9 protein-coding genes are annotated in these 15,594 nt (G+C 43.2%); 6 read left to right on the top strand and 3 right to left on the bottom strand.

Translation table 11 applies throughout. The features are described from left to right. The 3 genes from O3Q51_17320 to O3Q51_17310 form a co-directional block, all read left to right on the top strand. On the top strand, positions 1 to 3,625 hold a 3,625-nt coding region (locus tag O3Q51_17320; GenBank protein MCZ4410580.1), incomplete at its 5' end, for an HYR domain-containing protein. A gap of 23 nt (positions 3,626 to 3,648) precedes the next feature. Then, positions 3,649 to 4,446, top strand: a complete 798-nt coding sequence (locus tag O3Q51_17315; GenBank protein MCZ4410579.1) for a T9SS type A sorting domain-containing protein — start codon at positions 3,649 to 3,651, stop codon at positions 4,444 to 4,446. A gap of 70 nt (positions 4,447 to 4,516) precedes the next feature. After that, on the top strand, positions 4,517 to 5,707 hold the full coding sequence (locus O3Q51_17310) for a T9SS type A sorting domain-containing protein (GenBank protein ID MCZ4410578.1): 1,191 nt from the start codon (positions 4,517 to 4,519) through the stop codon (positions 5,705 to 5,707). A 187-nt stretch (positions 5,708 to 5,894) separates the two neighbouring features. Here O3Q51_17310 and O3Q51_17305 read toward each other — a convergent pair whose 3' ends face one another. The 3 genes from O3Q51_17305 to O3Q51_17295 all read right to left on the bottom strand — a co-directional run bounded on the left by O3Q51_17305 (position 5,895) and on the right by O3Q51_17295 (position 8,762). Continuing rightward, entirely contained in the window at positions 5,895 to 7,370 is a 1,476-nt protein-coding gene (locus O3Q51_17305; protein ID MCZ4410577.1) for a hypothetical protein, read from the bottom strand. A gap of 79 nt (positions 7,371 to 7,449) precedes the next feature. Beyond that, a complete protein-coding gene (locus O3Q51_17300) occupies positions 7,450 to 8,040 on the bottom strand; it encodes a Crp/Fnr family transcriptional regulator (GenBank protein ID MCZ4410576.1) in 591 nt (196 codons plus the stop codon). An 86-nt stretch (positions 8,041 to 8,126) separates the two neighbouring features. Continuing rightward, on the bottom strand, positions 8,127 to 8,762 hold the full coding sequence (locus tag O3Q51_17295) for a hypothetical protein (GenBank protein ID MCZ4410575.1): 636 nt from the start codon (positions 8,760 to 8,762) through the stop codon (positions 8,127 to 8,129). A gap of 284 nt (positions 8,763 to 9,046) precedes the next feature. On the opposite strand from O3Q51_17295, the gene O3Q51_17290 reads away from it, so the two are divergent. The 3 genes from O3Q51_17290 (at position 9,047) to O3Q51_17280 (ending at position 15,480) form a co-directional block, all read left to right on the top strand. After that, the gene (locus O3Q51_17290) at positions 9,047 to 9,169 is read left to right on the top strand and encodes a hypothetical protein (protein MCZ4410574.1); all 123 of its coding nucleotides are present in this window, start codon (positions 9,047 to 9,049) and stop codon (positions 9,167 to 9,169) included. Between the two features lie 338 nt (positions 9,170 to 9,507). Continuing rightward, a complete protein-coding gene (locus tag O3Q51_17285; GenBank protein MCZ4410573.1) occupies positions 9,508 to 11,037 on the top strand; it encodes a DUF4173 domain-containing protein in 1,530 nt (509 codons plus the stop codon). A 603-nt stretch (positions 11,038 to 11,640) separates the two neighbouring features. Further along, positions 11,641 to 15,480: a T9SS type A sorting domain-containing protein gene (locus O3Q51_17280; GenBank protein MCZ4410572.1), complete on the top strand. Its 3,840-nt coding sequence runs from the start codon at positions 11,641 to 11,643 to the stop codon at positions 15,478 to 15,480. Positions 15,481 to 15,594 lie beyond the last annotated feature (114 nt).

Below are 15,594 nucleotides of genomic sequence, written 5' to 3'. Positions count from 1 at the left end.
TCAAATTCTTTTGGTACGTGATGCTACTGGAAACGAAGCCACCTGCACAGCGCAAGTAACCGTGGAAGACAATATTGCCCCTGAGGCGCTTTGCGTAGGTAGCTTGGAAGTGCAATTGGATGCCTTCGGAAACGCTAATATCACAGCAAACGATATTGACGCGGGATCAAATGATGCTTGTGGAATTGCCAGTCTTTCCATTGATCAAACGAGTTTTAACTGCAATGATATTGCCGCTCCAAGCGGACCGGCCTTGATCATTACGGGAGTGCTTGATGCAGGTCTTTCAGGTGGGCTTCCTAAGGCGATTGAGCTTTACGTGGTTCAAGATATATCCGATCTTGGAATTTATGCTATCGGATCTGCCAACAACGGCGGTGGTTCCGATGGAGAAGAATTCTTTTTATCAGGCTCTGCCTCCGCGGGTGATTACATTTACATTGCCTCTGAGGCATTACAGTTTGACAACTTCTTTGGATTCAGTCCGGACTTCACTACATCTTCAGCTGAAATAAATGGTGACGATGCGGTAGAGCTGTTCGAAAATGGATCTGTTATTGATGTTTTTGGAGATATCAATACCGATGGAACCGGTGAAGCTTGGGAGTATCTGGACGGTTGGGCGTATCGTGTCAGCGAAACCGGACCAGATGGTACTACTTTCGTATTAGGAAACTGGACATACAGCGGTATTAATGTCTTGGATGGAGAGTCCGGCAATGCCACCGCTTCTACCCCATTTCCACTAGGAACGTATGCTCCTGCCGCGGCAGCTGCAAATACTGTTACACTTACGGTGACTGATAACAACGGCAACACAAGCACTTGTACTTCGGAGATAAGTGTTGTTGAACTCAGCGGACCACAAGCTCTTTGCAACATCTTTACCATTCAACTCGATGAGAACGGAATGGCTTCGATTGACGTTGACGATGTTGACGATGGATCATTTGCGGCTTGCGGAATTGCAGATCGAAGCATTGATGTTGCTGACTTCACTTGTGCTGATAGCGGACCGAACGACGTGGTGTTAACCATTACCGACGTAAACGGAGTAACGAGCAGCTGCACCGCTGTAGTTACTGTTGAAGATGTAACCCCTCCTACCGCCCAATGCACCAATATCACGGTTCAACTGGATGCTAGTGGAAATGCTGCTATAACGGCAAGTGATATCGACAATGGTTCTTTTGACAATTGTGAAATTGACACCAGATCAATTGATATCTCTTCGTTTAGTTGCTCTGACGTGGGCAATCCTGTTACGGTTACTTTGACCGTAACTGATGTCAACGGCCTTGTATCTACTTGTCAATCTACGGTAACGGTAGAAGATAACGTAGCGCCTGAGGCAATATGCACCGACGACCTAGAGGTAATTCTTGATGCCAATGGTCAAGGAACACTGACTGCGGCAGAAGTGGACAACGGTTCCAATGACGCATGTGGAATTGCATCGATTTCAATTGATAAAACAGATTTTGATTGTACAGATCTTTCTATGGAAGGAAGTGCACCAACATTTGCCCTAATAATTACGGGAGTTATTGATGGTCCCCTCAGTGGTGGTACTCCAAAAGCGATTGAGCTTTATGCGGCACAGGATATCGTTGACTTAAGTATATATGGAATCGGCTCTGCCAATAATGGAGGTGGAACGGATGGTGAAGAATTCACTCTAAGCGGTTCAGCAACTGCAGGTTCCTATATTTACATAGCTTCAGAGACAACCGGTTTCAGCAACTACTTCGGCTTTGCTCCTGACTTTACAGATGGCTCGGCAGGAATAAACGGTGATGACGCAATAGAATTATTTGAAAATGGATCTGTCATCGATGTCTTTGGAGATATTGATACGGATGGAACCGGTGAAGCTTGGGATTACTTAGATGGCTGGGCTTACCGAAATAGCGATTCTGAACCAAGTGGTTCAACATTCGGGTTGGCGAGTTGGTCATTTAGTGGAATCAACGCCTTAGACGGCGAATCTGACAATGCAAGTGCAGCGGTGCCATTTCCCATTGGATCCTATACTGTCGGAAGCGCATCAACAACCGAAGTTACACTGACGGTAACCGACAATAATGGCAACATATCGTCTTGTACCGCAGCCGTTACTGTAACGGATAACCTCGCTCCTACGGCTGTTTGCACAACCGATGCGATCAACGTGATACTTGATGCTTCAGGAAATGGAACATTAACTGCAGGGGAAGTGGACGGTGGATCAACCGACAATTGTGGTATTGTTTCAACAACTGTTTCACCAAGCACTTTCACTTGTGCTGAAACCGGTCCTCAGACAGTAACACTTACGGTAACCGATGCCAGTGGCAATGAAGGTACTTGCACCAAGGTTATAAATGTTGTTGATGACATTGCGCCGATTGCAATTTGCCAGGACCTAAACGTAGAATTGGATGCAATGGGCTCAGCTAGTATTACGGCTGCCCAAATTGACAATGGTTCAACTGATATTTGCGGAATTGCATCGCTTTCATTGGATGTTACCACTTTCGACTGTTCAAACTTAGGAGCCAATACGGTGACCTTGACCGTAACGGATAACAACGGAAATAGCAGCATCTGCACGGCAATAGTGACGGTTGAAGACAATATGGCACCTACTATCACTTGTCCTGCTAACATTACAGTTAGCAATGATGTCGGAGCCTGCGGTGCAAATGTGACATGGATTGTGCCAACAGGTAGTGACAATTGCTCAATAGCCTCAGTAGTTGGAGATGCAGCCTCAGGAGATTTCTTCGGAATCGGTACGACAACGGTTTCTTACACCGCTACCGACGGCTCAGGCTTAACCGCCGACTGTAGTTTCACTGTTACGGTTGAAGACACGGAAGCACCTGATCTTTCTTGCATTGGAAATGTTGCCGTAACGGTAAACCAGGTCAACGGAACTTATTTGGCTTCCGGTGGTGAGTTCGATCCATCGTTTTCTGACAATTGTCCGGGAGCAACACTCACGCACGATGCTGCAGCTGAGTTAAGTCCGCAAGTAGGACCAAACAATGAGTCTCTTGACGGATGGGAATTTCCGATTGGAACAACCACGATAACCTTTATGGCCATGGACGCCTCCGGAAATATAGAAACTTGCACATTCGACATTACGGTTGAAAGTGCAGTTCTTAGTGGTGAAGTAACGCTGAACGGAGCATGCCTACCACTCGATATGACAGTTTCCGTTTACGAAGCGGGCACGCCTAATGCGAGCCCCATATTAGTTGCAACTTATACTGATGTGGAGATTGCAGGTGACGGTACATTTAGTCTTGCTGCAATGGGATTGGTTCCCGGTAGTTATGATGTTTACATCAAGCCTGAAAACTACCTCACTAAGTTTGCCGGAAATTATACGATTAATGCATCTCCTACCAATATCACTGCTTCAAGTTTAGTGCCCGGTGACATTAGTGTTAACGAGGACGATGTAATCAATGGGGATGACCTTTCACTTATTCTAGGCGCTTACAATACAGAAGACGGAGTAGATGCAGGATATGATGGCAATGCAGATCTTAACTGTGATGGCTTCGTAGATGCTTTAGACTTGTCTCTATTGATCTTCTTCTTCCTCGACGGCGGAGATAACCCTCAACTTTAATCAAAACGATTAATACAACGATTATGAAATCTTTGAAAACAATAATAAAAGGAGCGGCACTTGCGGGTGCCCTCCTCTCCTTTTTGGCTACTTCCGCCCAGGAAGCTTCTTTTACCTTCTTTCCTGCTTCAGTCGAAGTGTACGAAGGTGAATCTTTTGAAACACAGGTTTTGATCGAAACGGGAAATGTGCCTTTTACCGTCTTCGATCTACACCTTGCTTTTGATACGGAATACCTTCAGGTCATGGATATTGAAATTGCTGAAAGCAACGCCTTCAATTATCACTCGCCCGCCGAGTTCACTAATGAGGCAGGACGCATAGATGCGGCTGCTTTTAAAACTACTCCTGAAACCAGCGTTGAATCAATGCTTGTCGCTACAATAACTTTCGTAGCCTTAACTCAGACCGATCTTACCGAAGTTGAGCATATTGAGGAGGCTTTCCCTCGATCAATCATTGCATATGGTGGTGAGAGTGTGACGGGTGAATTGGGGAAATTGGCTGTTAGTATAAATGGAAATGCTCTTTCTACAGGAGACACCCCTGAAACAAATCCTTTTAACCTTTCCATCTGGCCAAATCCATCAAGCGATGTTTCAAAAATATCTTTCGAGCTATTTGAAGAAGAGCAGATCAGTCTTCAAGTCTTTACACTAGAAGGAAAACTAGTCGAAACGATTTTTGAAGGAAGCGCTCAGAGTAAGACTCCTTATCAATTTGAAATTGACGTGAACCATCTGGCGGCAGGTAATTATTCATGCAGACTTAGTACATCCTCAGGCAAAGTATCATCAAAATCGCTTACGGTAGTACAGTAAAAGAATAGCCTCAACTTGCCCGATTAATGAGTATTGATTGACACTTGAACTAATCGTAAATTGTCCGAACATGAAAAATTCAATTACTCCTTTTAGGCTGAATTCGATCACTACCTTATTCGTTTTCGTCATATTGACTTTGGCTTCAATGAATGCGACAGGCCAAAATGCGAATGCTATAGTCAACCCAAATCCCGTGCTCGCAGAATCAGGAGATTCCTTCACGATTGAAGTAGAGATTGACCCGAATTCCAGCGGACTTACCGTGGCCCAAGTTGCCATGAGTTTTGATCCTTCTATCATACAAATAGACGCTCTGACCATCTCAACCGAGTCGTCTCTTGGCATTCCTTTACCTGGCACGGTAATAGACAATGAGGAAGGTTTCTTTTTTATCGCAGGTTTTGGATTTGCCGCGCCCTCTGATCCGTTTACGCACGTTGAAATAGCTTTCACAGCACTGTCAGAAGGAACGAGCTCATTGGACTTTGAAACGGAGGGAGTTTTGGCCACTCTATTTTCTGCCTCAGGAGCTAGTGTGACGGGCAATTTACCGTCAGGAGAAATTGTGATAGGTGCATCCGTAGACTGCCCGGCTCTCGGTCTCAACATTGGTGATCCTTGCGACGACGGAGATTCGGATACCGAAGATGACACCGTTCTTGCAGATTGCTCTTGTCAGGGCACTCCAATTTGTCAAGCTCCTTTTCCAGCTGTCGATGAGTCGAGTTTGACCACGAATATCGGAGCCACAACAGTTGATTTTGGTTGGGATGCAGTTCCAGGTCAGATTGGTTGTCAAGTTCAAGTCATCCGTGTTTTGGGTTCAAATCCCACACAATCCTTCGTTACGTTGGACGATGATTTTTCAGCGTTTTCCATTGATAAAAATCTTGTGATTCCAGGCGTACAACATGGTTGGAGAGTTCGCTGCGGCTGCTCCAGAAATCCTATTGTAGCGGGACCATTCACTTCTTGGCAACCCTTTCTTATCCCTTCTGAGATTGTATTGGCGTCATCGCCAAATCCTACTCGAGACCTATCAAATGTAGAGTTTCAGTTAGAAACAGAGTCTAGGACTACTCTTGAAGTTTACGACATGAACGGAAGACTCGTGGAGCAAATCTTTAGTGGAAATGCAGAATCAAATATCCCCTATCGATTTCAGTTCGATGGGTCAGATTTAAGCCAAGGGATTTACATCTACCGACTCACTACCCAAGATGAGGTGGTCAATGAGAAGTTTATGATTGCGAAGTAATATCATTGTATCCCAACAACAGTGGCAGTACAAACGTGACCGACCAGCGGGAGGGCATGATGTGATATGCGTTGTTTTAGCAAGTAATTTAAAGCATTCATCTTAAAAACTGTTTGGGAAATATGATAAACATAAAAACCTGCAATTAATTACAAGTTTTTATAAATCGACATATTTATTCAATTAGCTAATATGGCTGAACAGTTGAGTTACTTTTATTTGATCGAACCATAACCACCATAAATAACAGCAAGAATCCAATACAAAGGTAGACGAAGCTATCTTGAATAAGGGAGAATAACGTAGTGACACTTTTGGTAGGTAGTTGTGCATACATGATTTTATCATTATCGTCAAAACTGCTCATTTGTGAAACCATTTCACCGTATGGTGTAATTGCTGCAGAGAGCCCAAAACGCGTTGAACGAAGAATCGAGTGACCTTGCTCAACTGCTCTAAAGGCTGCCATTTCAGTATGAACAGGGTCTATGCCTCTCCAATCACTTGACGGAAGCATTACTATATCTGCTCCTAATTCACCATACCCTTTTGCCAGATATGGAAAATCATAATCATAGCAAATTGCGGCCCCAACTTTTGTTCCTTTTATATCAGCAACTTTTAAAGGCGACTTTCCCTGCACAGCTGGTTCTCCGGGTACGGGTTGATGCTTGAGGTATGTATGCGTAATGTTTCCTGACGAATCGATAAACCGGTATTTGTTCTCATACTTCAAGGGAGATTGTGAAATGGGTGACACATAAGAAGCCACCAAAGTGATATGGAGTTCAGCAGCTAGTTCCTTGATGGAGTGTATCCATTCCTCCTCATCATCAGGCATAATAAATATAGCAGCTTCGTTCCACGATATTATTTTAGCACCACCTTCCGCTGCAGTTCTGGTTCGTTTAAATAATGTCGTTCTAGTCTGCTCAGTTCTTACCTTAGTTGGCAATGGCAAACCACTTGCCTCCGAGTCTGTTCCCACTGCGGCAACCGTTACAGTGTCACTACCATTAGCTTTGCTCATATCGTATCGGATGGAGCCAAATACAATGAAAAGAAACAGCACAATTAACGGGAGCTGAAATGTTGAAACAGCGATTTTTCTTTTGATGATGATAGTAGCAATTGAGATATTCACCCAATAAATCAAAAAACTTAGTCCAGCCAACCCAAACAAGGATACAGTTTGAATAAGTGATACATTATCGTGCATGGTATACGCTGCTACTCCCCAACTGGCAAGAGGTGTAAAGGTGTATTGAATCCATTCCATAATGATCATGATGACAGGAAATAGAAACAGCGCATATTTCTGATTTTTAAACTTACTCCAGATTAAGTATCCCGGCAGGTGAAACAAACCAATTGGGATCGAGTAGAGAAAGACCAGCACCAATGGAATTGGATCGCTAATAATCTTGGTTACAACAAGAGACCAGGCCAAAACCAAAGCCAGAAAAAAGGTTAACCTTGATCTCCAACCTTGTGTGAGACTTAGATAAATTAAAAATGGAACACTTGAAACCCAAGCCATAATCTCAATACTAAAGGTCATGTGAGTTAGAGACATGGTAGCTACTCCAATTGCGAGATACCAAAGTGGATTGATTTTATTTACATTAAATCCACGTGTGAGGGTACTTGATAAACTTGTCATCTTTCTTTGTTCTTAAGTTCAGCACAAAGATTGATGATGTGGATTTCGAATCCATTAACATTTGATAAAGGATAATATTTTACTCCAAGAGTCCTTTACGAAGTCTGCTAAGGGAAATATTTGTAATTCCCAGATAGGAGGCAATGTCAACATGTGAGATTAGATTTTCCAGAAAGTGATATTTTTCTCTAAAGAGAATGAGTCTTTCTTTAGCGTTCAACGAGGCGAGAGCAATTTCTTTTTCAACTTTTCCAAGGAGTTCATACTGTAAAACCATATTTCCAAACTCGCGTATGTCGATGTGATTTATCATGAGCTGCTCAAACTTGTCAGCGTTTAAACTGGCTACGGTCAGCTTTGTAAGCGCTTGAAAGTTGAGGTGAGATAGTTGGTTGGCTGTTCTCGTTTTATTCGGAGAGAGCACACCGCCTTCAAGAAAATAAGATATGGTTACTTCCTCACCTTCCGGGCTTAGCAAAAAGCTCCGGCAGACGCCTTCGTAAACAAAGTATTCTTTGTTGTTTTTTTTCCCTCTATCAATAAACACATCTCCTTTTTCATAAACTTCAACTACAATCAAGTCACTTATCAGATCTAATGATCCCTCCGATACAGGAGACACTTTATTGACTAATGGTCTTGTTCGTTCTTTAATCTGTTCGAAATTCATGATTATCTTTTATTTGCTCCAACAACGCTCACTGTAAGGTGCGCATCCCATAGAGCATTGCGTATAGGTGATGTTAGCCACAGTATTTATTTCATTGTTTTTGCTAAATCTATCAAAATTTCAGGGTACTCATTACGATACGACCGACCAAAAAGGTGATAAAGCTCTTGTTCATTCTCAGCCATGAGTTCAATGAGAATGTCGACTTGGCCACTCCTGTTTTCTACTGGTCTTGTAATCCACAAATTTTTATCGTGCATGACTATCAATTCCCAAATCAATGTGTCAGTGACTGTTCCAATGATTGAGTCTTTAGAGTCAAAGATCAGAGTTGGGTCGCCTTCCTTGTTCAGGTAGTGCCCTTTATTTGATATTGCCTTCTCCAAATATTTCTGTTTCACGTCTTGCCATCCGTCTTTGAAAGCAAGTGAACTAAAGTGAGGCACATCCGGATGTCTTCCACTGTATAAACCGACAGAATCATTCCCGAGCAACACGAAATTGAAGACACGAAAATCTGGCCCGGTAATAAATGAAACTTCAGAGTCAGGTTCGACTTCTATTCTCAATCCTTCAATTTCATAAATTGATGAACTGTCAGTTCGAATTACGTGTGTGAGAAATTCCGGAGTAGCATCTTGCCCTTGAAGTCCGAAGGACATTAGGCAAAGGAATAGCGCGATGAAGAGGACACAAGTAAATAAATATGTTTTGTCGCTCATTCTAATTGTGGCTAACAGTAGTTTAAACGCTAGTACCTTCGGTGAGAACGCTCCGCTTAGTAGCGCTTATTCAGCTTATGGCCTTACCTAAAGTTAAGCTGTACAGCAAGGTCTCAGCTCCATTGCATATTCTACCTACAAGTATAACGAATCTCAGAATGAATGGGGCAAAGTCGATAGTTCATGGTCGATAGTGCATCAAGCAAAGACCATCGACCACAGACCATCGACCATCTACCACATAACACCATCCACTCCCCCACTTGATGCCCCTAATGCAACGAATGAAGACCTTCTTTCGTCGTGTGAAGACCATCATTGCCCCACTTGATCCCTATAATCCGTCGTGTGATGGTCTTCTTTCGTCGTGTGAGGCCATCATTGCCCCACTTGGTCGTCTTCTTTAACGCCAAATTTTTTATCGTTTTTGAAGACGCTCTATATTTTAGCTATGCGAGGATCAGCATGGCATAGCTTCGCTTCCCCTTTTTCCGAAAGGCCAAAGAGAGCTGTTAATTCACCCTTTTTTTTGAAACTTTTTGAAACGAACTCAAGTATTTGCATAGCTATGCGCGTTTGTAAAAAGCTATAAATTAAAACAGAGTTCTTTATACTCTGGATGATTAAAACCCCGATGTCGGTAAGATGTCGGGGTTTTTTAGTCCGATATGGACACGTTTCGTTAAAAATGGCTGAGCTCACACTAAATTTGATTTATCACGTTTTGATCAGAAACCAATCGTATATGAACTTGACCATTAACCAAAAAAGAATCTTACTCAGTCTCTTATCAGCCACATTTTTCGTGGCTTTGTTTTACAGAAAAGATTGGGGTACAAATCTTTTCATTTTTCAAATCCTATCGATCGGAGGCATTACTTACTTGTTCAAACCAAGTTTTACAAAGCGTCAAAAGTTCTTTCTATTGGCTGCCATCCTTACTGTTGTTTTTGCTTTGATACACCATTCTCTGCTAGCCTTTTTTATCAGCATTTTGACCGTCACTATTTATGGTTCCAGTCTTTTGGACCACAAGTTCCAATCAGTACATCTGATCTTTACCAACATGGTGAGGAATTCGATTCGGTCCTATTTTGCTTGGACAAAAGCCCTATTCAACTTTTTACCGGCAAATACTCGCACGAAGTCAGTAATGAAAAAAGCACTACTGTTTATTGTTCCACTGCTTGTGCTCGCCGTATTTTTCCTGATGTACGCAGCCGGAAATCCTAGTTTTGGTTCAGCTTTGGTATTTTTCATTGATGGCTTTGAATGGCTTTACAACACCTTTTGGGAGCATCTGAACCTCATCATGTTCTTTACTTTTATGGCAGGTTTGCTAGTAAGCATTCCGTTCTACTTCTTAAATGTTTCAGACTATTTTCTGAAACAAGAAATGGATGATGGGATTTTGAGAAGGGTAAAAACCAAATCCGGAGGGTTTAGAATTACCGGTCTTAGACTTGAGTTGCAATTGGCCGAGTTCACCATGATTGGACTAAATATCATGCTCGCCTTGTTACTCGTTTTCGAGATCAAAGATGTTTGGTTTGGCTTTGAGTGGAATGGACAATATCTTAAGAGTTTTGTACATGAAGGAATGCATGTATTGCTGTGTACCATTATCATTTCTATGGCCGTTTCACTTTATTTATTTAGAGGAAACCAAAACTTTTACTCCAAGTCCTTTCGGTTGAAAAAACTCACTTTCTGGTGGCTTGGCTTGAATGCTATTCTGGTTCTTTCGGTGGCCATCAGAGATTTTTACTATATCTATTACTTCGCCTTGGCATATATGCGAATAGTATTGCTGTTCTGTTTAGCTGCAACAACTATTGGATTGTGGTCAGTTTACACCAAGGTGAAGCATACCAAAAACGGAACTTATCTTTGGCGTATCAATAGCCTGAGTATTTTCATTCTGCTTGTGATTTCTACATTTTTCAATTGGGACACGATTATCGCCAAGTACAATTTTTCCAATAAAGAAAGGGCTTTTGTCCACCTCGATTACCTGTCGGAATTGAGCAATGCCGCTTTGCCTTATCTCAGAGTAGACTCGTTGGAATTGAACAAGGTTGAGATTGTCCAGCGCAAACGATTGGGAGAATCAAGGTCGTCCTATTCGCGCAAGTACATTTCGGCTGATAACTATGCTGAACATCTGGAATACCGCATAAATAGATTTACCGACCGTTGGGAAAAACAGCATTGGCTGGAATGGAATTTAGCGGAGTCAAAGGCATACCATAAATTGAAAAAAGAGAACCAATAGCAATGGTATTGGACGAGAGTTAAATCGCTTCATCGATATATTCTCTTTAAAAACATATGATGTGACATCGAGAAATAGCGATCGGAGATAATTATAGGCAGAAGTAAAAAGATGCTCAGCATTTAGAAAGATCTATCAGATCTCCTCTCGCCAGCCAGCAGACTAGAGTAATTCTAATAAAGCCACCTTTCAGGAAAAGCTGAAAAGGTGGTTTTTTTGTGCCTTTAACGAGGCATAATGAAGAGTGAGCCATCGGTATCCCCAAATTCAGGGATACGAATCCCATGAAATTGGCCAAAGAATTACAAAGATCTATACAGACCTTTACGGAAATCCATAACAACCATGAGATCAAAACCAAAAATTCTTGAAGAACTATTCGGAATAAAAAGCCGAGGAACCCCAACAATATACATAACCAAAGTCGCGCATATAATGGTAAGAAGGTAGCGCACATATAAATGCGCGCTTCCTTCAAAACTGTTTTCCGACTAGATCAAATAGCAGAGGCTGAACACTATAGATCAAAACTGACCATAAATGGCTATTGTTTAGCAATTCCTCCACCATTACATTGCAATTCTAACTAAACCTTATAATAAAATGAAAACGTTTAAAACTCATGCCCTCAAGGCATTCATTGTCGCGGCATTATTTGCCCTTCTAACTCCAAACCTATTCTCCCAGCAAAGCAGTCTCGGGACTGACTTTTGGTTGGTTTTTAATGAAACCATACCGGAAGACCTAAATGCATCTCCTCCACGGATTATAGATCTTCAAATATTTATTTCTTCGCCAACGGGTGCTTCAGGTACCGTCACCATAGATGGCATTGGATTTTCAGAGAGTTTTGATGTTGAATCTGATGGTCTGATTACCGTAAATATTCCTGACGGTGCGCTGATCATTGGATCGAATGTGATTGATTCAAAAGGAATCCGAATAGAATCGGACAATCCAATTTCTGTGTACGGATTGAATCAACGCTCTTTTTCTACGGATGCATACCTAGCCTTGCCTATCAATGCTTGGGGCAGCAATTACTATGTCATGTCCTACTCCAATTTGGCCCAGTTTACGGGATCACAATTTGCAGTAGTAGCGAAAGAAGACAATACAGTCCTAACCATTACACCCACAGCAACAATAGGCTTTAACACTGCAGGCATTCCGTTTGAAATCACACTCGATGAAGGTGAGGTATACCAAGGGCGAAGTGTTGCCGGCAGCGATTTGACGGGAACTTTAGTAGAATCCAGTGTACCTGTCGGCGTTTTCGGCAGTCACTTTTGTGCGAATGTTACGCTGAATGATGTAGCATGCGACCACCTCGTTGAAATGCTTCCTCCTCTTTCTTCTTGGGGACAGAGTTTCGTAACGGTACCTTTCGCTGAGCGCGAGGGCGGTGATGTCTTTCGTGTATTGGCTTCAACCGACAATACCCAAGTGACCATAAATGGCTCAGTAGTATCAACTTTAGACGAAGGCGAATTTTATGAGACCATATTGGTCGATGCTTCTTCAATCGAAACTTCAGAGCCCGCACTTCTAGCTCAATTTATGCGAGGTACAACTGCCGATGGACTTGACGGAGATCCGGCTATGGTTTTAATACCGCCACGAGAGCAATTTGTGGGAGAATACACCGTATCAACACCTGCGTCGGGTTTTGAAACAAACCACATGAACATCGTAGTAGACAACAATGGCTTGGGATCAATCTTGATCAACGGAGTACTAATTGACGCAGAAGAGTTTACACCAATCGCAGGAACGACCTTTAACGCTGCTCAAATAGCCATTGAATTGGGTACCTACAACCTTACGTCGAACACGGCTTTTGGGATATTCGTATACGGAACGAATCCTGCAGATTCATACGCCTACCCCGGTGGACAAATCTACTCGGCAGTAGCTGAAGTAAATAGCCTGACTCTGGCGCCCGAAAACTCAGAAGCTCCTGCATTCTCAGAATTGTGTTTTGAAGCTACACTCACCGATGCTGACGGCAACCCGATAGAAGGGGTTCGAATCGACTTTGTAACTGACGGAGTAAATGATGCCAGTGGATTCAGCTTTACCAATGCAGATGGAGTGGCTACTTTCTGCTACAGTGGAGAAAACGAGGGAACCGATCTTATTATCGCTTTCCAGGGAGATCTAATTCAGGAAGTATCTGCAGTATGGACGGAACCTACTTTCGACTGTCAAGGCACACCTAACGGAACTGCATTGCCGGGAACGGAATGTGAAGTAGACGGTGAGTTCGGAATTTGGTCAGAAAACTGCGACTGTGTGATTGAAGCTATCCCTTGTGAACTGTCATATATCTCATTTGAGGAGTTGACGGATGGTTGCGAGGATGAGCAGCCCATGCTAGACTTGGTGTTTGATCTTACAAACCCCAATGCTGCCTCAGAAGGTACGCTCTTCATTGACTATGCAAACGAGTCAATTGACGATGAAGAAATCATCGTTGAAGTTCCTGTTGACGGAGGAGAGTTTTCTCAAATGATCACACTTGAGTCCTATGGGGTGATGGTTTCAATCGAATTAACCGTTGGAGAAGGCGATGAGCAATGCAGCGCTGCCTCTACGGATATTAATTTACCAATTCCTGAATGTGTGACCGACTGTGAGGGTGTAGTAAATGGTCCTGCCCTACCCGGAACATCTTGTAATGTGTCTGGAATCTCAGGTTTTTGGAACGAGAACTGCGAATGCATTCCATCCGAGCCGGGAGAATGCGAAAGCTACCGATACTTTTTAGCAGACAATCCGACCTCAGGAGGAGATTCCAAACTATACGAATATATACTTGATGAGGAGAATGATGCAGCCATTATGGAGGAAATCTTATCGCTCTCCTACCCTTTCCACATTGCTTATGATGGAAATGCCGAATTGGTATACATTGTTCGTTCAGCCAACGGAAACTTCAGAACACTTGATGTTTCTGATAGCGGTGGCGAATTGACGGAAGAGGTAGTTCTCTCAGAAGCTTTGGCAAATGCCGTAGCCACGGGATTTGATCAGAACGGAATCTTCTACATCGGTAGTGAAGCCGATGGCGCCATCTACACCGTAGATCGCGAAACGGGAATGGTTACTTTCTTCAGAAATGCTCCCGTGCAGGGAGGAGATTTGGCCTTTAGAGCAGACGGAAACCTATACTTAGCCACCCGCGCCAATAACGGTAAGGTATATGAATTGAACACCGAAGGAGAAACTTCTCTCGTACAAAATGTACCTGCGTTGGTAACGGGTATGGCCATTACGGAAAACGGAGATGGTTTGGTAAGCGTGAGAGACCGAAATAGACTCTACCTCGGTGATGATGCCGGCAACCAACTCGGATCATACATCTTAGTGCTCGACGGAGAAGTCTTTACCACCGGAAACGGTGATATGGCTTCGGGATGCAAGGAGTCTCAGTCTGGCCCCGGATGCAATAACTTCGTGACCTACTATACCGGTTACCCTCAAAACGGAACCGACAATGAACTCTTCGCTATAACTTTAAATGAGGACAATACGCTTGACCTAACTCAAATCGAAGGGTTCAGCACCGATGACAATCACATTGCGGTAAGCCCTGATGGACTGATCTATGCAGTAAGAGGAAGTTCGATCGATATTTTCGATCCTGCTACGGCATCTTATGCGCAGCAAAACATTCCGATCGAAACGGAGTCAGGCCAATCTCTGAGTGGTTTCCCTGCAGCTACTTTTGATCTGAGCGGAACTCTCTTCATCGGGAAATCGTCAAATAATACCATCTATAGTGTGGAAATAGTCGGAGGAGTGGCAGTAGCTACCGTGGCTTTCTCAGGAGTGGATGTTAGCGGCGGAGACCTGATCGCTACGGGAACACCTGATGAGCAAATCCTCTGGTTGATCAATAGAACGGACAACACCTTGACCAACCTACTTGACAACAGCCTAATTCCATTGGAGCTTACGGAAATCAACGGAGCTTGCTTGCTCGAAGATGGCCGGCTACTCTTAGCAAATGGAAACAGCTCAGAAGGTGGCGGACTTTACGCTCTGGATCTGGTTGACCTCAGCACCGAATTGCTCGCTGCGACAGGGGGACCTGACGTATTCTTCAATGGTGACTTAGCATCGGGTTGCGTAAGCGCAGTGGCCATACAAAACTTTGTATCGACCGCATATCCCGAGTCAGAAATGGATCTCACCATTGCACCAAATCCGACGGAGTCAGTTGCTTTTATCAGCTACTCCACTATTAATAGTGAGCGTATGTCACTTGAAGTATTGGACTTGCAAGGACGTGTGGTTGAAGTTTTACTTTCAGGAAATCAAGATCAACGAGAAGGAAGAATCGAATTTGATGGTTCTGCTTTAACAAATGGCATCTACCTCGTACGCCTAATCTCGGGTAATCAAATCGAGGTGAAAAAACTCATTATTTCGCATTAAGTTGATGGAATAGTGAGTATCAATTGGCACCAAGGGTGACTTCAAGGTGTTGATTTGGTTAAATACAAAGGCCCCCTTGTTTCGACAAGGGGGTTTTTGTATTCAATGCTATTT

The sequence above is a fragment of the Cryomorphaceae bacterium 1068 genome (genome assembly GCA_027214385.1).
GTDB lineage: Bacteria > Bacteroidota > Bacteroidia > Flavobacteriales_D > Cryomorphaceae > JAKVAV01.
Note: the sequence above shows the minus strand (reverse complement) of the source record. Positions and strands in the feature narration are given on the sequence as shown.